General features: G+C 32.7%; 21 protein-coding genes and 1 tRNA gene. 8 read left to right on the forward strand and 14 right to left on the reverse strand.

Features of this window, described 5'->3' with window-relative positions:
• Window positions 1-34 precede the first annotated feature (34 nt).
• The 5 genes from Q0807_RS08350 to Q0807_RS08370 form a co-directional block, all read right to left on the reverse strand.
• A complete protein-coding gene (locus Q0807_RS08350) occupies window positions 35-1432 on the reverse strand; it encodes an RtcB family protein (protein WP_299108542.1) in 1398 nt (465 codons plus the stop codon).
• A 161-nt stretch (window positions 1433-1593) separates the two neighbouring features.
• Complete coding sequence (locus Q0807_RS08355) at window positions 1594-2694, reverse strand: slipin family protein (protein ID WP_299108545.1); 1101 nt, start codon at window positions 2692-2694, stop codon at window positions 1594-1596.
• 693 nt (window positions 2695-3387) lie between these two features.
• Window positions 3388-3469, reverse strand: a tRNA-Tyr gene (locus Q0807_RS08360).
• 151 nt (window positions 3470-3620) lie between these two features.
• Window positions 3621-4160 carry a hypothetical protein gene (locus Q0807_RS08365; protein ID WP_299108548.1) on the reverse strand — a complete coding sequence of 180 codons (540 nt, stop codon included), beginning with the start codon at window positions 4158-4160 and terminating at the stop codon, window positions 3621-3623.
• 430 nt (window positions 4161-4590) lie between these two features.
• On the reverse strand, window positions 4591-5187 hold the full coding sequence (locus Q0807_RS08370) for a hypothetical protein (RefSeq protein ID WP_299108550.1): 597 nt from the start codon (window positions 5185-5187) through the stop codon (window positions 4591-4593).
• Between the two features lie 166 nt (window positions 5188-5353).
• On the opposite strand from Q0807_RS08370, the gene Q0807_RS08375 reads away from it, so the two are divergent.
• On the forward strand, window positions 5354-7657 hold the full coding sequence (locus Q0807_RS08375; protein ID WP_299108552.1) for a CAP domain-containing protein: 2304 nt from the start codon (window positions 5354-5356) through the stop codon (window positions 7655-7657).
• 2 nt (window positions 7658-7659) lie between these two features.
• On the forward strand, window positions 7660-8670 hold the full coding sequence (locus tag Q0807_RS08380; protein ID WP_299108554.1) for a YafY family protein: 1011 nt from the start codon (window positions 7660-7662) through the stop codon (window positions 8668-8670).
• Here the strand turns inward: Q0807_RS08380 and Q0807_RS08385 are convergent.
• The 8 genes from Q0807_RS08385 to Q0807_RS08420 form a co-directional block, all read right to left on the reverse strand.
• On the reverse strand, window positions 8649-9563 hold the full coding sequence (locus Q0807_RS08385) for an ABC transporter ATP-binding protein (RefSeq protein WP_299108555.1): 915 nt from the start codon (window positions 9561-9563) through the stop codon (window positions 8649-8651). The two genes, Q0807_RS08380 and Q0807_RS08385, sit on opposite strands and share 22 nt — an antisense overlap.
• A 67-nt stretch (window positions 9564-9630) precedes the next feature.
• Window positions 9631-12105 carry an FG-GAP-like repeat-containing protein gene (locus Q0807_RS08390; RefSeq protein WP_299108557.1) on the reverse strand — a complete coding sequence of 825 codons (2475 nt, stop codon included), beginning with the start codon at window positions 12103-12105 and terminating at the stop codon, window positions 9631-9633.
• Between the two features lie 10 nt (window positions 12106-12115).
• Window positions 12116-13477, reverse strand: coding sequence for a hypothetical protein (locus Q0807_RS08395; protein ID WP_299108559.1), 1362 nt, complete (start codon window positions 13475-13477; stop codon window positions 12116-12118).
• A gap of 81 nt (window positions 13478-13558) precedes the next feature.
• Window positions 13559-15724, reverse strand: a complete 2166-nt coding sequence (locus tag Q0807_RS08400; RefSeq protein WP_299108561.1) for a prolyl oligopeptidase family serine peptidase — start codon at window positions 15722-15724, stop codon at window positions 13559-13561.
• Between the two features lie 176 nt (window positions 15725-15900).
• Window positions 15901-16890, reverse strand: a complete 990-nt coding sequence (locus Q0807_RS08405; protein WP_299108563.1) for an aspartate-semialdehyde dehydrogenase — start codon at window positions 16888-16890, stop codon at window positions 15901-15903.
• A gap of 205 nt (window positions 16891-17095) precedes the next feature.
• Complete coding sequence (gene mscL, locus Q0807_RS08410; RefSeq protein ID WP_299108565.1) at window positions 17096-17500, reverse strand: large conductance mechanosensitive channel protein MscL; 405 nt, start codon at window positions 17498-17500, stop codon at window positions 17096-17098.
• Between the two features lie 86 nt (window positions 17501-17586).
• Window positions 17587-18693 carry an alanine racemase gene (gene alr, locus Q0807_RS08415; protein WP_299108567.1) on the reverse strand — a complete coding sequence of 369 codons (1107 nt, stop codon included), beginning with the start codon at window positions 18691-18693 and terminating at the stop codon, window positions 17587-17589.
• Window positions 18686-19333 carry a thymidine kinase gene (locus Q0807_RS08420; protein ID WP_299108570.1) on the reverse strand — a complete coding sequence of 216 codons (648 nt, stop codon included), beginning with the start codon at window positions 19331-19333 and terminating at the stop codon, window positions 18686-18688. Before Q0807_RS08420 ends, alr begins: the two co-directional genes overlap by 8 nt.
• A gap of 92 nt (window positions 19334-19425) precedes the next feature.
• Here Q0807_RS08420 and Q0807_RS08425 point away from each other — a divergent pair, with 92 nt between their 5' ends.
• From Q0807_RS08425 to Q0807_RS08435, 3 genes are all read left to right on the forward strand, one after another.
• Complete coding sequence (locus Q0807_RS08425) at window positions 19426-20181, forward strand: hypothetical protein (RefSeq protein WP_299108573.1); 756 nt, start codon at window positions 19426-19428, stop codon at window positions 20179-20181.
• Window positions 20182-20188: 7 nt separating this feature from the next.
• The gene (locus Q0807_RS08430) at window positions 20189-20776 is read left to right on the forward strand and encodes a hypothetical protein (RefSeq protein WP_299108575.1); all 588 of its coding nucleotides are present in this window, start codon (window positions 20189-20191) and stop codon (window positions 20774-20776) included.
• A 145-nt stretch (window positions 20777-20921) separates the two neighbouring features.
• Window positions 20922-21113 (forward strand): hypothetical protein, encoded by a 192-nt coding sequence (locus tag Q0807_RS08435; RefSeq protein WP_299108578.1) that lies wholly within the window; start codon window positions 20922-20924, stop codon window positions 21111-21113.
• Here the strand turns inward: Q0807_RS08435 and Q0807_RS08440 are convergent.
• On the reverse strand, window positions 21107-24499 hold the full coding sequence (locus Q0807_RS08440; protein WP_299108580.1) for a gliding motility-associated C-terminal domain-containing protein: 3393 nt from the start codon (window positions 24497-24499) through the stop codon (window positions 21107-21109). The two genes, Q0807_RS08435 and Q0807_RS08440, sit on opposite strands and share 7 nt — an antisense overlap.
• Window positions 24500-24660: 161 nt before the next feature.
• On the opposite strand from Q0807_RS08440, the gene rsmI reads away from it, so the two are divergent.
• The 3 genes from rsmI to Q0807_RS08455 all read left to right on the forward strand — a co-directional run bounded on the left by rsmI (window position 24661) and on the right by Q0807_RS08455 (window position 26336).
• Window positions 24661-25335 carry a 16S rRNA (cytidine(1402)-2'-O)-methyltransferase gene (gene rsmI / locus Q0807_RS08445; protein WP_299108582.1) on the forward strand — a complete coding sequence of 225 codons (675 nt, stop codon included), beginning with the start codon at window positions 24661-24663 and terminating at the stop codon, window positions 25333-25335.
• A gap of 1 nt (window position 25336) precedes the next feature.
• Window positions 25337-25681 (forward strand): HopJ type III effector protein, encoded by a 345-nt coding sequence (locus Q0807_RS08450; protein ID WP_299108584.1) that lies wholly within the window; start codon window positions 25337-25339, stop codon window positions 25679-25681.
• Window positions 25682-25763: 82 nt separating this feature from the next.
• Window positions 25764-26336: a uracil-DNA glycosylase family protein gene (locus tag Q0807_RS08455; protein ID WP_299108586.1), complete on the forward strand. Its 573-nt coding sequence runs from the start codon at window positions 25764-25766 to the stop codon at window positions 26334-26336.
• Window positions 26337-26422 lie beyond the last annotated feature (86 nt).

Raw genomic sequence — 26422 nt, forward strand, 5'->3', positions numbered from 1 at the left:
AACCAAAGCCAGTCCACTTTTCCCTTTCTAAAAATTATTTTTTATTTCGTTTTTTATCCTGTCTTCGACGAACTTTCCAAGGTGCATTTTTCTGCCAATCACCAGCCATAATACAACCGTAAGGCATCACTTCGTCAATGACGGTTCCTAAATTGAATTCATCCATTTGCTGTCTTACCGCTTTTGCATTTTTATAAGCAGAAGGCAACTCAGTAATATCAATTTCCTTTGAAAAAAATCGGATATCTAATCCACGCGTTTCCTCTTTAAAAATTTGCATTGTGGTTCCTATTTTGCTTTTTCTATGTTGTGTTCTACTCACGTTTCTACCTGCTCCATGTGGCGCAAAACCTAAATTGGTGTTTGTGGTATTGCCTTCAACAATAAGCACAGGTTCAGACATATTTAACGGAATTAATCTTGGTCCTGTAATATCTGGCATAAACTTAGTATCCAATGGTGTTGCACCTTTAGCGTGGTAAAATAAATCACCATCTTTAAAAACAAAGTTATGTTCGTTCCAGTATCTGTTTTCAATTTCAATTTCTAAAGCTTCTGCGACTGAATTATGCAATACTTCGTGATTGGTTTTTGTCCAGTCTCTTATAATTTGCAAAGCGTCCCAATAGGCCTGGCCTTCTTCAGTTTCAAAAGGTATCCACGCATTTTGTTTCTTGGTGTCTGGTGATAATTCTTGTCTAAAACGTTCGGCGATTTTCATACCTTTAGTGTACAAACGTGCACCTGGACCTCTAGAACCATGATGCGTTACCATCATTGTGTTTCCTGTTTTTTTAGAGATTCCTACAAACAAGAAATGATTACCATCGCCTTGAGTTCCTAAATGGGATCGTGCAATCTGCAACATGTTGCCATCCTTTAAAAAATAGTTAGACTCAAAAGCCTCTAATAGTGTTTTTGGAAATCTAAATTGCGAATCTCTATCTCGTCCACCAGGACCAAAATGTGTATTAGCATGCGCTGCATTTAAAATATCTTTTGGGTCTGTTTTACCAAAATCGGTTAACATTACAGAACAACAAATATCTGCACTATGCATTCCAGGATGAATGGCATTTTTTGCTACCGCTACGCCTCCAACTGGGATTGTTCCGTCTGGACCAGCAGGACATGCATCTGGCATAATCGCTCCATCAACTAATGTTGGTGTTTTCATTAAGGTTTGCATAGAGTTAATTACCTTATCTACGTTGCCTTGTTCTTCTTCATTTTCTGCTTTAATGTTTATTGAAAAATCAATTGTTCTTTTATGCAATCCTATTGGGTCTGGTGATTTAAATTGCTCTAAATAGGTTTCCATAACGTCATCTGCCAATTTGTTTTCATTGATATACGCAATGGCTTCTTTCATCCATTTTCCTTGTCTGTAACCTAATGCTTTTAATGTATGGCCTGTTACTTTTGTGTTCATGTTTTCTAATTTCTTAATTACACCACAAATATTATAGTGTGTTACGCAGTGTTTTTGCGTACTTTATTTTTTTATCATGCAAGGTCTTTTTTTTACCTTTTAGGTTTGACTACTTAATTATAATACCTACAAGGTTTTGAAACCTTGCAGGATTATAGAATTTACTTATTCACAGAGAAAATATCTTTTAATTGTTCAATGACGTTACCGTTGCCAGCAACTGTGATTTCGCCAATTTTATCAGCAATTTTCTCAACATATTCCATCTCTTTTAATTTAAACAACATGCTGTTGTCTTCCATTAATTTCGCGGTATTCAACAAGCTACGAGTAGAAGCTGTTTCTTCTCGTCTTGTCACCACATTAGCTTGCGCTTTTTTGTGAGCAATCAAAACTTGGTTCATAATGTCTTTCATATCACCTGGTAAAATGACGTCTCTAATACCAGAATGTAATACATTAACACCTAATTTGGTGGCTTGTGTTTTTACGTTTTTCAAAACAGCTTCGGCAATGGTTTCCTTTTGCTCTAACAATTCGTCTAAAGTGTAAGCACCAACAAATGCTCTTAATGCCAATTGTAAAATTGTGTACAATTGTTTTTCGTAATCTTTGTTATGCATTAACGCTGTTTCAACGTCTGTAACTTTATATTGTGCATAAAAGTTAATACGAACTGTTGCTTTGTCTTTGGTCAATAATTCTTGACCAGCAACTTCTAATTGTAATTGACGCATATCGGCTTTTGCGATCTTAATGGTTTGCTCGTTTTTCCAGAAATGATAAGTACCATGCTCTAGGATTTTAACAAACGTATCATTAACAATCATAATAGCTTTCTCAAAAGCGGCAACTTCAAAAGTTCTAATGTATTGACGCAATTGCATGTTGCTATACAAAGCTTTACTGATATCTTCTGTAATTTCGATTTTACTTAAATCGGCAGTTACAAATTTGTAGTCAATTAAGCTGTTCCAAAATGCATAACGACCAGCAGTTAAGATGCGTTTAAAGTTATTGTTTTCGTAAACCAAAACAATCTCATTATCCTTTACATTAATTATAGTTAACATTGCTGCTAAGACTTCATCTTTAAGCAAGATTTCTAATGCTTTTGGTGCACTGAAAGCTTGTGATAAGTCGAACCTTAAGACTTGCTCACTAAATTTTATCCAATGTTTTCCTGCCGTAATAACACGCGTGTAATTACCATTTTTAAACACTAAACCTACTGTACCTGCATGAATTCTTTCTCTATACATGATTTCTAATTTTTTGTCCTTAAGTTTTCTTTTTTTTACTTCAGAACGGTTATACATTTATAATAGAATTCTCTTTTTGAGAATGACTATTCGGTTAAAACAAAGTGAAAGAAAACCATCTTTCTAACTACGGAAATACAACAGATTTTAAGTGTTTTTAGAATTGTTTTGCAGATGATTTATCAATACAGAAACGACAATTGCCGAAACTATAATTGAAAAATGAATCTTTAAAAGAATACCTAAAGCGACCTACAATACAATTTGTATGTCAAGGTGTTTTCTAGACTGCTCAAGCAACGAATTGCTTTTGCGAGTTTTAGTTCACTTTGTTTTTGCCATTTAAAGTGTGACGCACTTGGTGGTTAGTTTTGTGAGTTAACCAGCTCTGGGATATGGATTATGAGTCCATTTCAAACTGTAACCGAAATACAGAGCGTCTGCCAGTTCCGCCACAAACCGAATGTCGGTTTGGTAGGATTCGAACCTACATATTGAATCTATTGCTATAACCGCTTTAGCTACTTCCCGTTAGAGAAGACAGGATTCGAACCTGTGTACATAGATGGTGGTTATTCTTTTGGCAAATAACCCGAAGCCTTCAAGTCAAGTTGAATATAAAAACCTCATACCAATTGGTAAGGATTTATACAATAGTGCTATACCGAAACACTTAACAAGACTTGCTTGATGTGGAAGCAGTAGGACTCGAACCTACAAGCTATAATAGACCTGATTTACAGTCAGGCGAGCCAACCAATTGCTCAATGCTTCCGTTTTTTGTTATGTTAAAGAACTTTTATTAAGCTCTGCTAGACTCCTTTTTCTAGCAGAGCGCTACTTTTAAAGTCTGATTCCAAAAAGACTTCTAATTAATTACACTGCAAATATTCTGAGCTGTTGCGCAATCTTTTTGCGTAGTTAAATTATTTTTTGTTTTTCTTCTTTTTTTTCTTCTTGCTCTTAGTTTTTTTAGTCTTTTCAGGTTTCATTTTATCTTTAACTCTTTTAATTTCAGAATCGATGAAGCTGATAAAACTGTTATTGTAAACGTGCTTTTTTGCAGGCTTTAAAGTCTTTAATGCTTTCTTGTAATTTTGAAGAATCTCAAAAAGTTGCCCTTGGAATAAATACACTTCTCCTTTGTTTAACCCTTTTACGGTTAGAGAAAAGTCAATTAATTTTTGAGCTTCTTCGTAATCTTCATTCCACATTAAAACCAGAATGTATTTTGAATACACTTTGTGATAATCTAGTTTGCTTGCTAAAGCCTCTGCATAATATTGCTTTGCTTTTTCGTAATCACCAAATTGTTCAGCTTGCAAACGTCCCATTAAATACAAAGCATAAGCGTTGTCTGCTTCGTAGGATAAGGCGTAGTTTAGATTTTCTACAGTTTCTTCTAGTTCGTATGGATAAGCATCTATGGCTTTAAGCACGTAATTGTTTAACAAATTCGTGTCCATGTTTTTTATTTTTTTTCCTGAAACAGTTTCAGGATTTATTTTTAGTTTGAACTCACATGAGACATTTAGACTGCGCTCAACGTGACAGATAAGTCCAGATTTTAATTCTTACTGTTTGTGGAAATGTGTTTAGCAGGTTTGCTAATGACTGAAAACAAAAAATCCGAAACAGTTTTTAATTGGCTTCGGATTTTTCATCTATAAATTTGAAAAGTTTATCTAACGATAATCACGAAGCATCACAAAAGGAGGTATTCCTTCTGGACGGTTTTGATATGTTATAAATAAACTCATAGTTTCTAATTTTTAATTCAACTTCTGTTTTGGTTGAAATGCGATGCAAATATTTGGCTTTTTTTTCGACTTTACAAAATTTATTTTTTCAATTCCTGAAAATTTAGACCCATAATACGAAGTATTATATTTTTTTTTAAAAAGCAAATAATTTTGATTTAAAAGTTGGTTTTCTGGTTTTGGGCAGCGTTTTTATGTGCTTGATTTCTTGATTTTTGTCAAGTAAATCTAAGAACAAAACTTCTTTTTTGTCGTCAATAGTTTTACAGTTTTTTAAGCTTTCTAAGACGATTTTTGCGTAGGTAACTGTTCTAGAATTTATTTCCTTTAGTGAGCCTTTTGTGTAATTTGTGTAGTCATAACCATCAAATGAAAAATATAAACTATAAAATTCTTCATATACCGTTGATTCTATTTCAAAATTAAAATCTTCAATAATGTTAAACACATATTTTTCTAAATGTTTTGCTGTATTTGAGTTCACAATTTTTCTGCAATTCACTTCAATTTTCATAACGGCTAAATGCTCTTCATTAAATAGAGTTGAAGCTATATATTTGAGGTCTTTTAGTGCAGTTTTTTTTCTGTAATTGATAGTTATAACTTCAAATATTAGTGAGTTTTCTTTTAAATTTTCATTTAATAAATCTGACTTATATAACCATGTTTCAAATTCTTCAATGGTAATATCATTGACTAAGACTTCGAATATTTTCAACTTTAAAGTTTCCATTTTATTAATTTTAATCAAATGTCTTTAGATGTTGCGCAATCTTTTTGCGTAGTGTTTTTTTTGTTTTAAATTAGACAAGGCGTTATTATAAAATATAAGTTGTTTTACTCAGGCATTAAAGTTGTGGTGTATGTAGTGATTTAAGTTTTAAACCCTCATCAATGATATGAAATACATTTTATGTTTTAGCCTTTTATTTTTATGTAGTTTTCAATGTATAAATGCACAATTAAAAACATCAGATAAAGAAAAATTATCAGAGATTTTAACGGAAAAAATTAATGAATTAAGAAAAGCAAAAGGGAAACATCCACTTAAAAGAAATCCTGATTTAGCCAAAGCAGCACAATTACATACTGATTATATGGTAAGCCGTAATTCGCTTAATCATGTGGAGTATAATACTGATTTTCCCAACCCAAAAGAGCGCGTTTTTCATTACAACAAGTCATTCACTAATATTGGAGAAAACATTCTTTATACAAGACCTAAAAAACTACCATTTAGTAAAGCTGAATTAGAACGATTGGCGTACGAAATGTTCAAGTCTTGGCGTAATTCGCCTGGTCATTATGCCAATATGATTTCGGATTCATTTTACTATGCCGATTTTGGATTTGGCTATCATACAACTACTAAACGTGTTTTTGCGACACATGTTTTTTGTAAAAAAGGTTATATAATTGATGGTCAACTTTCTGATAATGCATTTGCTGTTCAGAGCACTGATGCTACTTGCGACGACCTTGTAGGGAATAAAAGTAATATTATAATAAACATTGGTAATGGATTAACAATTATTAATAATGAAGTGATAATGGGTTATCATAGTGCTGATAATCTTCATGAAATTATTGAAAATAAAAATGATGGTTTCGCTATAGATTTAATAGATAGAAATCAATTGATGTGTGGCCAAGAAAATAGACTAGATGCTTCCGATATTTACGAAGGTGTAATGTTAAAACCTGTTTATAGAGATGAATTATTTGCGAATAACACAGCAGAAAACCCAAAAAGGATAATTGTATCTCTAGGAGAAATTCCGGAACATCTTAGAGGTAAAACACTCAGTGCAAATATTATTTTAATTAAAGACGGAAAAAAATGTAGTTACAACGTTCCTTGTCATATACCAAGCAAAAGGTATGAGTTAAGAGATATTAAACCAGAGATTTACACACCTAAAATTGCGTTAAAAACGAAGGGTGTAAATGGAATTTATGAAGTGAGTTTTGATTTTAAAAGCGGAAAAATTATTCCGGTTACAAATCCAATGCTTGAGATTGAACCTGAGCAGATTCATTCAATAGACATAAAGAGTTATACCTCTGTAGATGGTAATTCAAAAACGAACAACATGCTTCACAGTAAACGTGCAGATTATATAAAGAACTTTTTACAAGACAAACTAAATATTAAACCTGAAGCCTTTAAGATTGATGCCAAAGAAAATTGGGAATTATGTTATTACCAAACCGAATTATTGGGATTAGAAAATACTTTAGGTAACGATAAACCTAAAATAAAACGATACTTAGCTGATAATAAAAATGAATTCTGGAAAGAAGCACTCAGCTTACAACGACGTTCTAAAGCAATTATTTACCTCAATGGAAATTGGAAAATAGACGACCCATTAGTGCTACATTATAACTTAGTAGATGCCATATTAAATGAAAACTATGATTTAGTAAATAAAGTATTGGCAGAGATGTATTTAAAGGAGGAAAGCAATCTTTTTTTAAATGAAGAATTTGTATTAGATAATTTATTTGATGAACCAGAATTGGTGCAAAATGTATCAGCATTACTATTAAAGAACGTATACTTTTATTCCTTAGATAATATTGTGTTTTTTGTTAGAAATTGGTTGTCTAAACCTGAGTTATTATCTGAGGCTGCTCAAAAAAATCTACTTAATCTTTACGCAATAACCTCGAGACGATTACTAAGTGATTGGGATACTAATTTAGATGATTTTTCTAAAGTTATGCATCCTGAAAAGGTAGAACCTTTATTTGAAAGTTATAAAAATGAAGACAAAGTAAATCCTTTGTTTTTGAACTACCATATGGCTAGTATTCAGTATTATGCTCAAATAAACTTTAGTTCAAAAATTGAAGAATCCTTCAAGTTCATTACAGATTATTTTAGAAGTCAAGCGCAAAATATTGAAGATGAAACAGACTTAAGTTTGTTCTTCAACAGATGGAGTATGTATCATTTAACTATTAATAATCTTGCAGAAAGATTTGACAATAACAAATTAGATGAAAGCTCAGCTTTTGTATTTGTAAAAACATTTGTTGCTTATCAAAATGACTCTGATGAAAGCTTGTTAGTAAGGGTTCATAAACGAGCCATTAAATTTAATAAAGAAAGATGGTGTAAATGGATAGATAAAGATTTTCAGAATTTAAGAAAAGATGGAGTTAAAAATCTGTATTGTAATACATGTAATCAATAATTATGGCAGTAAATAAAAACGCATTAATAAGATATAAAACCATTGATATATGTCTTCAGAATCAGTTTAGACAATGGACGCTTAACGACTTAATTGAAGCGGTTTCAGATGCTTTACACGAATACGAAGGCAAAGATATTGATGTCAGTAAAAGAACTGTTCAGTTAGATATACAAATGATGCGAAGTGACAAGTTAGGTTACAATGCTCCCATTGTAGTTTATGACCGTAAGTTTTATAAATATGAAGATGCTGATTATAGTATTATTAATATTCCTGTAACAGATAAGGATATTAAAGTAATGAATGAGGCAATTCAGTTACTGAGACAGTTCAAAGATTTTTCGTTATTTAAAGAAATGGATGGTGTTTTACAACGTTTAGAAGACTCGGTAAATTCATCACAGAAAGACAAACGAGCCATTATTCATTTAGATAAAAATGAACAGCTAAAAGGGCTTGAATTTATCGATGTTTTATACGATGCTATTCAAACTAAAAAGGTGATTGAAGTATCTTATCAATCTTTTAAAGCTCGTAATGCTAATGTGCAGAAAGTTCATCCACAATTACTAAAAGAATTTAATAATCGATGGTTTTTATTAGCAAGTCAAAAAGGAAAATTTATCACTTTGGCTTTAGACAGAATGACTGAAATTGTAATGCTTGAAAATGAAAATTATGAGGATTTTCAAATTGATGGTGATGTGTATTACAGAGACGTTGTTGGTGTTACAGTTTCAAATTCTAGAGCAGAACGCATTCAGTTTAAAATAGACAATAAAAACGCTCCTTACGTCATTACAAAGCCTTTTCATGCATCACAACGTATCATTGAAAGAACAAACAATGGTGTGATTTTCAATATTTTTGTGCAAATTAATTTTGAATTGGAACGCTTAATTTTAGGATTTGGTGATAGTATTGAAGTTTTAAAACCTTTAAAACTGAGGAATAGAATGCTTAAAAAATTGAAAACTTCAGTAAGAAATTATGAGGAAATTGAAAATTGAATTTCTTCATCTTTTTTTAACTCTGAGTCGTGCTCAATAAAAAGAGATTCCGAATTATATTCAGCCTCAATCAACCAAGAGTTTCCATTAAAATAAGACGTTTTAACCACAGCTTTTAAATCGGATTGTGCTACAATTTTAATTTGATTGGCATATACAATTCCAAAAGGTTCAATGACATTAAACTCTCCAAAAAACGAGGCTATTAGAGGTGTTTTTGGGTTATGGTAAATGTATTGTGGTGTGTCTTTTTCTATGATTTTAGAATCATGAATTACTAATAGTTGGTCTGCAAAACCAAGGACATCATTTTTGTCGTGTGTGGCAACAACACAGGCAATATTGTTTTCTTTTAGATATTTAAAAACACTTCGTCTTAGTGATTGTTTTTTAAAATTATCTATATGACTAAAAGGTTCGTCTAGTAAAAGAATTTCGGGTTGTTTGGCTAAGGCTCTCGCGATAGCTACGCGCTGTTTTTGCCCTCCACTTAGTAATTTTACTTTGGTGTTGGCAAAGGCTTCCAATTCTACAACTTTTATAAGTTCTTCTGTTCGTTTTTGTTTTTCTTCAGGATAAAAGCGAGACAGGTATTTGCCTATATTTTCTTCAACCGTAATGAAAGGCATAAGGTCAAATTCTTGGGTCACGTATTTCATAAAATCGTAACCAATTACAAGATTATGTTTAGGTCCTAAGATTTCTTCATCTTTCCAAAAAATATGACCTTGTTTTAAATCGTATTCGCCATAAATTAATTTTAAAAGAGTGCTTTTTCCTGAGCCACTTTCGCCAATAATCGCTAGATTTTCTCCTGCTTCAACATTAAAGTCAATAGCCTTTAAAACCTTAGTTTTTGAATATCCAAAAGAGACGTTTTCTACCTTTAACATAATGCAAAAATAACACAAAAAAACCGCTTGGTTTCTCAAACGGTTTTCAAAAAAATATGGTTATAAATTATTTCTTTATGAACTTTCGTTTCATCGTTTTTCCTTCAGATTCTAATCTTAAAAAGTAAATTCCAGTTGTTAAACTTGAAACATCAACACTATTAGATTCTAATTTTAAATTAAGAACACGTTTTCCATTAATATCAAAAACCGTTGCTATTTTATTGATAACGTCTGCTGAGGTTTTAATTGTTAATTCATCTTCAACTGGATTAGGGAAGATTGTAAGGTCTACTAAAGTGTTGTCTGTAACAGTTAATGCAGAGCCTTCAGTAATATTATGTGTAGTGTCTATTGCTGGATTTTCTATATAGTCTATAGTGCCAGATGGCCAATAAATGGTTAAACTATTAATTGAATTTTCAGTACCAATACCGAAATGAGCAGTTAGAGAACTCATAAACTCAAATCCTTCACCACTTCTAACATCTCTAATTTGTGTGCCTGATGGTGTTTCTATTTCTATTCTTGCTCCAATACCATTGATGTTACTGCTTGTTCCAATGGTGTTTATTTTAATCCAATGATTTGCATTAGTATTATTGAGGTAAATATTACCACTTCTAAAAACATCTAAAAAACCATCGTTATTGGTATCACCAATTGCACCACTTGGTGGCATATTTGTTGAGAAATTTGTGAATGTAAAATCACCATTATTAAACAGAATATCACCATTAGAAAGCACATCAATAAAACCGTCATTATTAAAATCTGCTGGTGCATTTTCTATTCCCATTGAAGCTGCTCCTACTCCTGATCCAGAAGTAACATCTGTAAAAGTGCCATCACCATTGTTTTGCATTAATTTAGAAAGTCCGTTAGAACTACTACTTGCGCCAACGTAAACATCCATATCACCATCGTTATCAAAATCTGCCCAAGCTGAAGACCAGGTTTGTACGTTATCTCCTAAATTAGAAGAATTATTGTGTCCTGCACTTGGGTAATTTGTATTGTACCAGCCATTACTGTCTGCAACATTAGTAAATACACCATTACCATCGTTTCTCCATAATTCGTTAGTACTAATAGTTGTTGAACCACCTCTGCATTTTGCGATAAATAAATCCATATCTCTATCGTTATCAAAATCTATCCAAACAGTTCCATAGTTTCCACCTCCAGGCGTTAGTCCTAACCCATTTGGCACAACACCAGCACTTTCACCTTGATAAAAAGTTAAATTACCAGAACCATCATTAATATAATAAACGTTAGCTTCAACATCATGACAAACAAAAGCATCTAAATGACCGTCGTTATTAATGTCCACAAAGTTTGAACGTTGAGAAAATACATAGTCGGAACCTGAAATTTCAGAATAAGCTGTACCTGTGCTATTAGCTTGCATAAATGTTACTCCACCATAACCACCATATAATAAATCATTATATCCATTTCTATCAAAGTCACCAGCTGCTAAGCTCCAATTTGGTGCAAAATCTGCTTGTGATGTCGCAATATTTGCAACATTAAAACCACCTGAAGCGGATTGATAATGCACATTAATATTGTCAGCACTTACAGAGACAACATCATCTAAATAGTCACCATTTAAATCAACAAGTGCAATGTCGTATGTTCCAGTTGTATTAATAGGGTTTGTTGTAAATGTTATTGGAAAGCTAGATGTATCAATACCTGTTGTAAAGTTTTGGCATTCCCAACCGCTAAAACCTTCAACATTACAATCCACTCTAACGCAGACTATATAGTCTGTTTCAGGTAATAAGTTGGTAATAACGTATGGATTGCTGGTTGTTGGGTCTCCAGAAGCAGGAACCGTTTCTGTAGCAAGGTAAACAGCTACCTCCCAATTTGTTTCTGTACCGTCTGAAACCCAGTTAACAAGGGCAGTTGTATCTGTAACGTTACTTACAGCTATTGAGCTAACATTAGGACAAGCAGGAGGAATTGAAGATATGATGGCTACAGAATTAATACAAAATCCCCAACCAAATGAATTATTGTCATTATATAAAATACGATATTTAAAACCTGTTAATTGTGCGTTAGAAAAAGAGGATATATCTAATCCACTGCTTATAAAAGTGGTTGGTATATCATTACAAAAACCAACGGTCGTACTTGAATTTTCTGTAAGCGGATTTCCCCAATCGTCCCATTCATTTGTGGTGTCATTCCAATATTGAAGATGTAAGGATTCATTTTGGTAAATATTAAGACCATACTGAAAGCTTACCGTTAATTCTGTTTCATTAGCACCAAAAGCAGCACTTAAATCAATTATAGGAGATTCTGCTGCTACAGTATTAACGGAAGCACCACCAGCAAGGTTATCATCAAATGAAAATGAACTACTACTTGATGTAGGATCTTCCAAGAGATAGGTTGCATTATAAGTTCCAGAAAGGGTCCATTGATTGTTTGGCCAATTGGCTGGCTGATTTAGTTGTTGAGCGTAGCTATAAGCGCAAAACAGGCTTAATAAAAGTGTAGATAGTAGAAGTTTTTTCATATTGGTTGGTTTAGTTACAGTCTGTATTTAAGGAGTTAATCCATTCTTCAATTAATTGAACACCTTCAACATGCACAATGGTTCTTGCCATTAATGGCATTCTGTTTGAAGGTTCAATAGAGCTTAATCTGTAGTACAATACAGAATTTCTAGCATCACCTGGTTCTATAATATGGCCAAGGTCAAAACCAAGGTCTGTGTCTGCATCAACGCATACGCCTAAGTTAGTTAAGTTTTGTGTATCTGTAAAATCTAGTCGTAAAGGTCTATAAGCGCAATGCGTTTCTTCTGAGTGGCAATGTGCACAATTAATATCTACATAGGCTCTTACTCTACGTTCTAAAGTTTCACTAGTGTCATTATAATCTGGTAATTGAGCTATAGTATTAGGAAGTGTGTTTTCTAAATAACCTATATCTACTAACTTGTTTAATTGGTTAGATGAGCCTTCGTTATAATTGTAAATTAAATTTAAGTTTCTGGGTTTAGGACCAATAGGTTTTGGTGTTTCCATTACTTTGTGACACGTGTGGCATTCTGCTCCAGAAGGTATTCTGTATTGAACAGTTTTTACTTCACCTGCTTGTTGCCATTGCATATCTACGTAGCTTCCATCCATATCTAAAGTAGCCTCGGTTTGTTCACTATTCCATGCGTAATTAGCAAAAATCCAACCCTCTTCCTTTTTGATTAGTAATCTTGTTTCTAGATTTTTAGTTTCGTTTTCTGGTAATACGTTATCATAATAAAAGCTTTTTATTAAAATTGTACCCACCGGAAAGTCTAAATTTTCGCCATCATTTACAAAAGTCGCTTTACTATTATTTGGCATCCAAACAAAACGCTTTTTATTAGCATAATCACTAAATAAAGTTGAATTTAAAGTATATGGCATTACCCCAAACGTAGGTTCTAGATTTTTTAATTCGTTTTCAAATAATTGATAATCTGAAAGCGATTGATATGGCATTTCATCTAAATTAAAAACTACATTTGAATTCGTAGAAATAGTAACTGTAACTGTTTCTGTTTCGCAATCGCCTGACGAATTACAAATTATATATTCAAAAGTATCGACTCCAATTTCATTAGCATTTGTTATATACTTTATAACGTCATCACTAATATCATTAGGTGTATTATTTACATCCAATAAGGAAGCACTTCCTTTTGTAGGATTGCTAAACGTTACCTCTCCATTTGAAGGAATATTGGTGTCATTTGAAAAAATGAAAACTTCAATCTCAGAATTCTGGCTTATAATAACAGAATCTGGATTAGTTTCAATAACAAGAGGCGTTAAGCCATCATCTTTACCACAAGAAAATAGAAATAGAGTAATAAATAAAAATAGAAAGTAGTTTTTTTTCATAAGCTACTGTTATACAACATAAATAAGACAGTTGAATACTTAAAAACCCTACCTTAAAAATGATTCTTCACCGATATGAAACTATCCTTTCACTTTTTCTTCAGTTTTTGATGGTAATACTTCAAAGCCCATATTATATAGTGTAAAGCCATATATGTCAGCATACTGCTCAATAGTTTTACTTACAGGTGTACCAGCTCCATGACCAGCGTCCGTTTCTATTCTAATAAGCGTTGGGTTATTACCCGTTTGCTTACTCTGTAATTCGGCAGCAAATTTAAAACTATGAGCAGGTACAACTCTATCATCATGATCACCTGTAGTGACCAAGGTTGCAGGATATTCCACACCTTCTTTTACATTATGAACAGGAGAGTAGCCTTTAAGGTAGTTAAACATTTCTTTACTGTCTTCTGCTGTTCCGTAATCGTAAGCCCAACCAGCACCAGCTGTAAATGTATGATAACGCAACATATCTAAAACTCCAACAGCAGGCAATGCTACTTTCATTAAATCTGGACGTTGTGTCATTGTTGCTCCAACTAATAATCCACCATTAGAACCACCTCTAACTGCTAAATAATCTGAAGACGTATAGTTCTCTGAAATAAGGTATTCTGCTGCTGCAATGAAATCGTCAAATACATTTTGCTTTTGCAGTTTTGTACCTGCATCATGCCATGCTTTTCCGTATTCTCCACCACCTCTTAGGTTTGGTACAGCGTAAATTCCGCCTTGTTCCATCCAAACTGCATTTGCAATACTAAAACTTGGTGTTAAACTAATATTGAATCCACCATAACCATATAGAATGGTTGGATTTTTACCATTAAGCTCTAATCCTTTTTTATGCGTTATAATCATTGGCACTTTAGTACCATCCTTAGATTTGTAAAACACTTGTTTGCTTTCATAATCTTCAGGATTAAAATCAATGTCTGGTTTTCTGTATAATTCTGAAGTTCCGTTTTCAATGTCATATTTATAGATACTTCCTGGAGTCACATAATTTGTGAATGAGTAGTATAACTCTTTTTCTTCTTTCTTTGCTCCAAAACCGCCTGCACTTCCTACACCAGGGAGTTCAACGTCTCTAACTAATTTACCATCGTAATCATATTGTAATATTTTTGAAACTGCATCAACCATGTAATTAGCAAAAAAGTAACCACCAGCAGTTGATGGACTTAATACATTTTTAGTTTCAGGTATGAAATCTACCCAATTTTCTGGAGTTGGATTTGAAGCATCAACTGTTACAACTCTTTTGTTTGGAGCGTTTAAGTTTGTAGATAAATAAAGTTTAGTACCTACATTTTCTAAAATGCCTGTATCACTATCTGTATGATTTAAAATAGTTATAAGCTTGCTATTTGGTTTAGTTAAGTCTTTAATAAAAAGCTTGTTACCAGAGGTAGAAACACTAGCGGAAATAATTAAGTATTTATCATCTTCGGTAACGCCTCCACCAATATATCTGTGTTTTTGTTCTGGAGTACCTCCAAATATTAACTCATCTTCAGACTGTTTTGTTCCCAACTTGTGATAGTAAACTTTATGTTGGTCTGTTTTGGCAGAGAGTTCGCTTCCTTTTGGCTTATCGTAGCTAGAATAATAAAAGCCTTCGTTTTTATACCAAGACATGCCACTGAATTTAATATCTACTAAAGTATCTTCTACAATTTCTTTAGTTTCAGTATTCATAATTAGAATTTTTCTCCAATCACTTCCACCTTCAGAAATAGAATAGGCTAGCGTTTTACCATCTTTAGAAAAACTTGTTCCTCCTAAAGAAATTGTACCATCTTCTTTAAATGTATTTGGGTCTAAGAATACTTCAGCTGCACTTGGGTCATTTCCTGTTTTATATCTGTAAATGACATATTGATTTTGTAAGCCATCATTTTTATAAAAGTAAGTGTAATCTCCTTCTTTAAATGGCGAACCTATTTTTTCGTAATTCCAAAGTTTTGTAAGTCGTTCTTTTAATTCTTTTCTATAAGGAATGTTATCTAAATAACCGTAAGTTGCTTCATTTTCAGCTTTTACCCAAGCTTCAGTTTCTGGACTTCGGTCATCTTCTAACCAACGGTAAGGATCAGATACAGCTTCACCAAATATAGTGTCAATAACTTCAATTTTATTTGTTTTTGGATAGTCTACAGAAATTGTTTTCAAAGTTTCAGTTTCGTTTTTACATGATACAAAAATACTTAGTACTAAGGAAAGGAGAAGTAATTTTTTCATAATTAGAATGATTGAGATTAAAGAACATTTCTTTCAAATATAAGACTTTCGGAATAAGTAAAAAGATGAAAAAAGTTAAGATATGCATTTAGGCAATAAAAAATACGCTATTTCAATTAACAACATAATTGAAAAAGCGTATTTTATAATAGGTTGAATAACTTCTAGTTTATAAATTACACTAGATTATTTTTTATAAGGTATTCTGCAATTTGAACAGTGTTTGTTGCTGCTCCTTTTCTAAGATTATCACTTACAACCCACATATTTAAAGTATTTGGTTGTGAACCATCTCGTCTTATACGACCAACAAAAACATCATCTTTACCATGTGCAAACATCGGCATTGGATAAGAGTTAGTCTTTAAATTATCTTGAACAGTAATACCATCCGTAACATTTAAAAGTTCTCTTACTTCAGCAACATCGTAATCGTTTTCAAACTCTACATTAATTGCTTCACTATGTCCACCAGCTGTAGGTATTCTAACTGCAGTTGCGGTTACAGCAATAGTACGATCACCTAATATTTTTTGAGTTTCATTAACCAATTTCATTTCTTCTTTGGTATAACCGTTGTCCTCAAAAACATCACAATGTGGAATTGCATTTTTATGAATTGGGTAAGGGTAAGCCATGTCACCTTCTTTACCTACAATTTCATTTTCCATCTGTTCAACAGCTTTTACGCCAGTACCAGAAACGGATTGATATGTAGAAACGATGATTCGTTTAATTTTATATTTTTTATGAAGTGGTGCTAATGCCATTACCATTTGAATGGTAGAGCAATTTGGATTAGCTATAATTTTATCAGTTTTGGTTAATTCGCTCGCATTAATTTCTGGTACTATTAATTTTTTGGTGCCATCCATTCTCCAAGCCGAAGAATTATCTATTACTGTTGTTCCAACTTCAGCAAATTTTGGAGCCCATTCTAATGATGTGTTACCACCAGCAGAGAAAAGTGCAATATCTGGTTTTGCTTCAATAGCAGAAGGAATACTAATTACAGAAATATCTTTTCCTTTGAATTTTATCTTTTTACCTACCGAACGCTCAGAAGCGACTAATAATAATTCATCTACAGGGAAATTACGCTCTTCTAAAATATTAAGCATTACATTTCCTACTAAACCTGTTGCACCTACAATAGCTACTTTCATGTTGTTTATATTTATTGGTTTTCAAAGAACTCAAAATTAGAGTATTTCTTTAAGTCTAGCCTTGTCAATAGGCTTAAAAATGTCATAAAAATAAGGTGATTAAATTATTGGTTTAGCAATAAACTGTCTAAAAAACAGAAAAACCCAGACTTCTCAGTCTGGGTTTAATTAAAAATAATAGTGTAGCGATGACGCTAAACGTGTTTTATTTTTTTAATGAATCTCTGATTTCTTTTAAGATATCAAGCTCAGAAGGTCCTGCTGGAGCTGGCTCTTCAACTGGCTTTTTAGTTTTGTTATAAGCCTTTACAAGCATAAACATAACAAGGCCAACTACAAGTAAGCTAACAATAGTATCAATCCATGCGCCATATTCTACTGCAGCAACACCAGCTTCTTTAGCAGCTGCAACCGTAGCGTAAACCTCATCTCCTGGAGTCCAAAACATATCCGAGAAACTTTTTCCACCAGTTACTAAACCAATAAGAGGCATAGCAATTTTAGAAACGAAACCGTTTATCACTGCTCCAAGAGCACCAGCCATAATTACAGCAACAGCGAAATCAATCACGTTACCTGTCATAATAAAATTCTTAAATTCTTTTAACATAATTTAATGTTTTAATAGTTAGTTAATCTGTTAGTTAAGACACAAAGTTAGTTCAAAAAGTCACATTATGTTAAAAAAAACCAAAATTATGGCAAAAAAATACGTTTAACACGTTGAGAAACAGCGGTTATTATTTCGTAAGAAATGGTTTTAGCAGATTCAGATAAGTTGCTTGCTCTGTATTCAGAATTGAAAATAATGACCTCATCTCCTTCAACACAATTTATGTTTGTAATGTTTACCATAATCATATCCATACAGACATTTCCAATGATTGGTGCCTTTTCACCATTGATAACTACAAATCCGTTACCATTACCATAAATTCTGTTAATGCCATCTGCATGACCAATAGGTACTGTTGCAGTTCTTTCCGTACCTATAGAGGTATAAGCTCTATTGTAACCTACAGTTTCTCCTTTTTCAATTGTATGAATTTGAGAAATTACGGATTTTAAACTCGCAATAGGTTTTAGATTTTTGTCTTCTTCTACAGAGTTCCCAAAGCCATAAATTCCTATACCAGAGCGCACCATATTGAAATGAGCTTCTGGATAATTGATGATTCCGGAAGTGTTACAAAGATGTAACCAAGGTTTTTGACCAGATACATCTTCAAACTTTTTAGCTATAGTTTTAAATTTTTCAATTTGAAGATTAGTAAAATCTAATTCTTTTGCATCTTCACTAGCTGCTAAATGCGAAAACAGCGATTTTACTTTTATTGATGCTGTGCTTTTTAGTTTAGAAACAACAGTATCGATTTCATTTTCTTCAAAGCCAAGCCGGTTTAAACCTGTATTGAATTTTATATGAATAGGATAGTTTTTTTGAGCTTGTGTTTCGGTTATTTTTATAAATTCATCTAACACATGAGCACTATAAATACTTGGTTCTAAACAACGTTCAATAAGTGTTTTAAAATTTATAGATTGAGGATGAAGCACTAAAATAGGTGTCTTAATGCCTGCGTCTCTTAGAGCAACACCTTCTTTTACGTAGGCCACAGCGAAATAATCTATATCTAATTTTTCAAGATGTTTTGCAATGGCGACAGAATCACTGCCATAAGCAAAAGCTTTAACCACAGCTAAAAATTTGGTTTGTGGTTGTAATTTAGATTTTAAGTAATTGAAATTATGGGTAAGCGCACTTAAATCAATTTCGAGAACAGTTTCTTGAGCTTTAGACATTTCGATTTTGGTCTTTAGAATCTATTTCCTCAGCATCATTCACTTTCATCTGTCTTACTTTATCGCGTTGCATACTTTTATAATAGGCAGCTCTGCTTAAAGGTTCGTATTCATCAACCTCACCAAGCAAAACCAAATCATCACTCAATGCTTTTCTATAACTGTATTGCGCTAAATTTCCTGTTTTTGTACAAACGGCATGCACTTTGGTTACATACTCTGCAGTTGCCATTAAATTTGGCATTGGTCCAAACGGATTACCTTTAAAATCCATATCTAAACCAGCGACAATAACACGAATGCCTTTATTGGCTAAGTCATTACAAATTCTAACAATTTCATCATCAAAAAACTGTGCTTCGTCAATTCCAACCACATCACACCCATCTGCTAAAATTGGAATATTAGCAGCAGCAGGTACTGGAGTAGAGCGAATTTCATTAGAATCGTGAGAAACCACCATCTCTTCATCATAACGTGTGTCTACGGCAGGTTTAAAAATTTCAACCTTTTGTTTTGCAAATTGCGCACGTTTTAGTCGTCGGATTAATTCTTCGGTCTTACCTGAGAACATGGATCCGCAGATGACTTCAATCCACCCAAATTGTTCTTTCTGATTTACTGTATTTTCGAGAAACATTTTGTAATTTTAGCACTAAATCGAAGTATCACTTCGTTTTTTATAAAGGTCTCGCAAATTTATTAAAAATCAAAAGTAAAACTTACGAAAAGATGAAAAAGAAATTAGAATCAGAATTAGTTAGCATTGCACATAGGATTCTAAAACTAAAAGGAAGAGAAGATGTAGATCAATTACACTCTGAAGTTTCTAAACTTTACGAAAAGTTGACGGTTTTAAAATTTGCTCAAGAAAACTTTGAAGAAACGATGCCAACCATTGGTCACGACTCTTCGTTTTTTGGAATGTTAGATACCGCTTTTAACAATAAAGTAAGCGATAACGTTGAAGTTGAAGACCGAACATACATAAACGTAGACGAGGTTGAGCATGATGATATTATGGAGCCTGTGATGACTAAAATAAAGGATATGTTTGAGCATATGCCTAAAGAAACAGAACCAGTAGACCCTATATTAGAAAAAGTTTTAGCTAAAGAAGTGGAAACTCCAAAAACCACTGTAGAGTTTGAAACTCTAACTTCTGGTTTTGAAGCAATGCCAGAATTTGAACCTATTGAAGAGGCTCAAAAACGCGACGAAGAATCACAAAAGAAATCTTTAAACGATAAATTAAAAGGAAAGCGACTAAATATTGGACTCAACGATAAATTAGCTTTTATTAAACATTTGTTTGAAGGTAAAAACGAAGATTACGATCGTGTAATTTCTCAAATTAATACCATGAATTCTTTAGACGAAACCAGACTACTTATCCTAGAAATGGTAAAACCAGATTATAATAATTGGGTTGGAAAAGAAGCATATGAAGTTCGTTTTATGGAGTTGGTAGAAGGAAAGTTTAGTTAGTTTTAAAATGAGAATACTAATAACATTTGTAATAGTATTTTTTTTCAACAATGTTTTTGCTGACCAACCACGACTTAGGTATTCGTTTAAAAGTTCGAATGGATTTTATGAATTAAAACCATCTGATACAATTTTTTCAGATAATAAAACTTACATAGATTCAACATTTAATCCATTAACCAAAAAATATGAGTTGTTTTCATACACCTATCCTGATCGATATTTTTGGGGGTTATATGACTTACGAGCTAATGAAAAACTTTATACCTTAAAAAATGATAGCTTGTTTATTGAGTTTAAAACGGCTAGAATCTCTGATAACGGAGAACAAATAATAATTGTTGATGACTTTAGTAGCAAATTTGGATTTCCGCAATTTAATGCTGTTCAATTTCACAAGAAAAATAAATTAATTAAAACATTACGTTTAGGGGATTTATTGGACAATATGTGCAGTATTTCTTATTCTGTAAGTCATATGAGATGGTGTTTCGATTTTGATTTTATAGATGATAATAAGTTTGAAATTAAGACATACGAATATTTTAATTACATATTTGATATTGAAGGTAATTTGGTGGAAAAAAAAATATGATGTTAGAATAAAATCAATAGATGATATATTAGTAGGTAAAATAAAACGATTAAAGAAGGGCAAATATTCCTTCAAGATTAATAAGTCTATTCGAAACAAGTATGAACCAGAAACTGAACTGATAATTAAAGTATCTGATAAAACGATGCGAAAAATTCACGGAAAGTTTTATGATTTGCTTCCTGCAAGAAACAAAAGAATGGAATCTGAATTTTATGCAACAGTTTTATTTAGAAATAATGAACCAATTTTCTCTGAAATTAGATTTCCAAGTTATAATAGAAATAATTCTTGTAATATAATAAATAAAAGAAAAACTGAATTCTACTCTCAATAATTCAAATAAACATAACCCACAAAAGCATCATTAAAACCATTGATTTCTAGTATATAGAAATAAGTCCCAATAGGTAATAATTTTGAGCTTTTTAAAAGTCCCATGTTGGCCTTACCTTCCCAAGTATTCATGTAGTTGCTAGCTTCATAGATTTGTGTGCCATAACGATTAAAAATCTTAAGCGTATTATTAGAATAATCTTCAATACAAGGAATTACAAAGTAATCGTTTGAGTTATCATTATTTGGTGAAATCCCTTGAGGAATGGTTAAACAATTATTGATGTCTACAGTTGCGTCATCCTCATTATTATTTAAATTTCTATCAGGTTCATTAGTGCTATTTAGAAATGCAACATTGGTTAGATCTGTTGAGGAAATTACTTTTGCTGTTAAGATTAAAGTTGCATAAGTGTTAGCATCTAGATTTGGGATTGTCCAAATAAGTGTAGTATCGTCAAAATCACCATAGCTTGTAGCAGCAGATATAAACTCAAAACCTTGTGGTAAGGCATCAATAACTTCTATAAAAGTGGCATTTGTAGTACCTAAGTTGGTTGCAGTAATTGTAAAATCTACATTTTGACCATAAAAAGCTTCTGTTGGTTCAGCCGTTTTTATGATTTCAATATCAACATCAGAAGTATCAACAGTAACGTTAAGTGTAGCACTAGTTTGGGATGTGTTTATATTGTTATTGTTTGTGAAATTTTCAAAATTATTAAGATAACCTCCAATAGTGTTAGAAGTGACCATGACCGAAAACGTGCAACTTTCTACACCATCAGGAAAGACTAAATCTTCAACGCCAACAAAAACATCTCCTAGTGTTCCTATAAAATTCGCTGAACAACCGTTAGACTCAATCCAATTTGGTACACTAGAAAGTGTGATGCCTATTGGTAAATTATCTGTAAATGAAATGTTACTTTGGGTAGGATTTGAAGCCACATTATAAACCGTAAAAGTTAATTCACTTTGACCACCTTCAATAATAGTATTTGGTGTAAATGTTTTTTGTAAAACAGGCGCAATAACCTGTACACTGTTAATAGAAATGTTAGAATCTGGTGTTAATTCTTGGTTGTTTGTAGCATCTGGTATGGCTTCAGCAATATTATTAAAAGCGCCTCCAAAACTTGGAGCAGAAACCGGAATACTAATTCTAACTGTAGAACCAGCTTCCATGGTTGGTATTGTTCCTGTTATAAAATTACCAACCGTACTAAAACTAGTCATACAAGTTGCATTTCCGGAGGTGACCGTACATGTTGGGTCTCCAAGGATTGTGAAAACAGGATTTACAGTGTCTTCAAAAAGAACATCTACAGCATCAGAACTTGTGGTACTATTGCTAATATCAACAATCCAATTAAATGTTTGGTTGATATCTACTTGGGTAAATTCAGGATAGGTTTGTACTATTAAATCTAAACATGGTGCAAAATATGTGTTTACGGAAGCAGAATTATTTCCGGGATTACTATCTACTAAATTATTTGCATAATCTACGTTAACAATGTTGGTGCCAACCATTGGATCAAAAGAACATTCTGGTAACCAATCTATAGTAACACTAAAAGTTACAGAACTATTAGCTGGTAATAACCAGTTGTCTTCGGCTGTAATTTGCCAAAATGTATCGTTTTCACCATTGTCGGAAATTCCATCTAACGTAACGCCTAAATTTGAATTGTTTATAGTAAAGCAAGCTGCGTTTCCTGTAGTTTCAATACATTCTAAGTTGGTTAGTGTTGCTAAAATTTGAGGGTCAGTGTCATCAATTATAGGTCTATAATCTTGTAGTTCAATAAAACTATCTTCTTCACCAATATTACTAACGGTAATTTCATAGGTAATTAATCCCCAAGCAGCAGTGTTTGCGCTAGAATTTCCAATTGGTAATTCAGGATTTACTTGCGTTTTAGTTACCAGTAAATCATTAGACTCTTCTCCTCCACAAGGAACAGTTGGTATTGGGAGTTCAACAAAATTAGAAAAGTAATTATTATCAATGTTGCTATCTAATAATTGGGTGTCTAAAATATTGGTAGCGCTTCTTATATTTACTGTAATAGGTGCGTCTCCACAAGGTTCTGAAAACCGAACTACGGTTTCTAAGGTAATTGTTGTGTTTGGTAGTAAAACGAAATCACTACTTGTCCAGAGTTGACCATTATCAGATAAAGTGAAATCATTGCAAGTCACTGCACCAGTTGTATTAATGCAGTTAACGGAAACAATTTCCCAATCTACAACAGATGATAAATTTTGAAAGAAGAATCGCATTGGTGCTTCTAAGGGACCACTATTGCAAACTGTAGTTTCAAAAGTAATATCCTCATTATAGTTTAAATCGACCGAAGTTAACGGATTTGTCTGTACGCTTTCGATACATAAATCTGTTTGAACACAAACTTCAGCCAACAACAAATTTGTTGTTACATTATTAGAGTCTATTGAAGTAATATTTGCTGTATTCAACTCTATGTTAATAACGCTATTTACATCAATTGGTAATGGATTTGTGGAGCAAGAAAAGTTAGTGTATCTATAAACTAATTGAAAAGTAATGCTTCCTCCAGAAGTGATTACATTATCGTCATCACTAATAAACATAGAACTGGTAGAGGTGATAGTGTCCGAGTTACCATTAAAATCAGTTAAATCTGGGCATACAGTTCCATTGGTTGTTTCAATACATTCAATCGAAATAAATTCAGCAAAAGGTTGACCGTTTGCATTAGGAGAACTTAAACTTAATTTGCCTTTTATAGATGAAACCGGAAAATCAATAGTACTATTATTTGTGATGGTAAATTGATACGTCACCAAATCTCCCCAAGCACTAATTGCAGTGCCTTCTACAGGATTAATTTGAGTGTGTGTTATTGAGAAATCGACAACAACATCTAACACATCAATAGATATAATGGCTTGATTATTACTTGTATTTGTGTCTTGTGTATTTGTTGGTGGATTTACTGTTCCGTTTGCGGTAATACCTCCTAAATTTGTTGGTGCTGTAACTAAAACTAACAACTCTACGCTAGAGTTATTAGGCATGGAAGCAATAGAAGCGGTTAAAACATTACTTATAACGTCTATATTTGAGAAGTCAGATGCACCTGCATTACTATTTTGTGAATTATAAGAAAGGATGGTTAAATCTGCATCAAAATTTACTGAAATGCTAGCATTATCAACAGCGTTTCCAGAATTTAAAACGGTAACTACATACTGAAAATCCTGATAAATATCAACTTGAGAAATTGCAGTACCAGTTAAATCTTGGGCTTCAATAGAAATAGATAAATCTGTAGTTTGACTATGTAATTGTAATCCTAAAAGAAATATAACCAATAAGCGGAATGGTTTTCCAATCATAAAATAATAGTTTTGATTAATGCAATAATCTCAATTATAGAACAAGTAAGTTAATAATTTTCCTACTTAATTCTCTAACTTATTATAAAGATGCTAAATATCCCAAATGGTTGCGTCGATATAGTTAGAAACATTGTAAATTTGAAAAGAAACCGCATACAATGAGTAAACTTTACCTGGTTCCAACACCAATAGGAAACTTAAAAGACATGACTTTTAGAGGAGTAGAAGTGCTAAAGGAAGCTGATTTAATTTTGGCTGAAGACACTAGAACTTCTGGAAAACTTTTAAAGCATTTTGAAATTACTACGCAAATGCAAAGTCATCACATGCATAACGAGCATAAAACGGTGAATCATTTAATTGAAAAACTAAAATCAGGATTAACCATTGCCGTAATCAGTGATGCTGGTACACCAGCCATTTCAGACCCAGGATTTTTATTGGTTAGAGCATGTGTAGAAAACAATATTGAAGTCGATTGTTTACCTGGAGCAACAGCTTTTGTGCCAGCTTTGGTTAATAGTGGTTTGCCAAATGATAAGTTTGTGTTTGAAGGATTTTTACCTGTTAAAAAAGGAAGACAAACACGATTTTTATTATTAGCGGAAGAAACCAGAACTATGATTTTTTATGAAAGCCCTCACAAATTAGTAAAAACTTTAGGACATTTCTGTGAGTATTTTGGAGAAGACAGACCTGTTTCTGTATCTAGAGAAATAACTAAACTTTACGAAGAAACTATAAGAGGAACAGCAAAAGAAGTTTTAGAACATTATACTAACAAACCACCAAAAGGCGAGATTGTTATTATCGTTGGCGGAAAGAGTAAATAACATGACTTTAAACGAATTTAAAAATAAATTGAAGTCGAATTCAGAACAGATTGAGTTTACTGAAACAATCGCTGTAATTGAAGAAAATTATGAGTTTACTCCAACTCCTTTTACCAATGGCACTTTAAAAAATGACGAAGGACAAAATTCAGGGTCTTGTAAATTATTTGCTTTTGCAAAAGACCAAAATTTAACAAAAGAAGAAACCTTAACCTGTTTTGGTAGCTATTATTTTGAAGATGTTTTGAAAGACCCAAAAGGAACAGGACACCAAAACATAAGAAATTTTATGACTTCAGGTTTTGAAGGATTAAAATTTATTAGTTTTCCTTTAAGAAAGAAGTGATTATCTGTATTCTGAATTTATTTACTGCAACGTCAGTTCGAGTGTCAAGCTTTTTGCTTGATGTAGCGAGAACCACATTACTATGGAAGAATTACTACACAATATAAGCCAATGTACTATCTGTAAAGTACACCTTCCATTAGGTCCAAGACCTGTTGCTACAGCACATATTAATTCTAAAATTGTAATTATTGGTCAGGCACCAGGAACAAAAGTTCACAACTCTGGAATTCCGTGGGACGACCAAAGTGGAAAGAAATTAAGACAATGGCTTAATGTCACAGATGAGCAGTTTTACAATACCGAAAACTTTGCCATTATACCTATGGGATTTTGTTATCCAGGAAAAGGAAAAACAGGCGATTTACCGCCAAGGCCAGAATGTGCACCACAATGGCACACGCCATTATTAGATAAAATGCCAAATGTGGAGTTAATTATTTTAATTGGCGCTTACGCGCAGAAATATTACTTAAAAGATAAAGCGAAACGCACATTAACAGAAACGGTTGGAGATTACAAGGAATATTTACCAAAGTATTTTCCGATTCCGCATCCATCACCAACCAATCGTTTTTGGAGGAGTAAAAACCCTTGGTTTGAGGAGTTGATTGTGCCTGAACTTCAGAAGACGGTTGGAAGATTAGTTGTTTGAAAAAGCACTAGTATTCGAGGCAAAAAAACCTCACTTCCAAAATTTCGGAAGCAAGGTTTCAACCAACCATAACACCATATAATGAA

The organism is uncultured Winogradskyella sp. (genome assembly GCF_947495255.1).
GTDB lineage: Bacteria > Bacteroidota > Bacteroidia > Flavobacteriales > Flavobacteriaceae > Winogradskyella.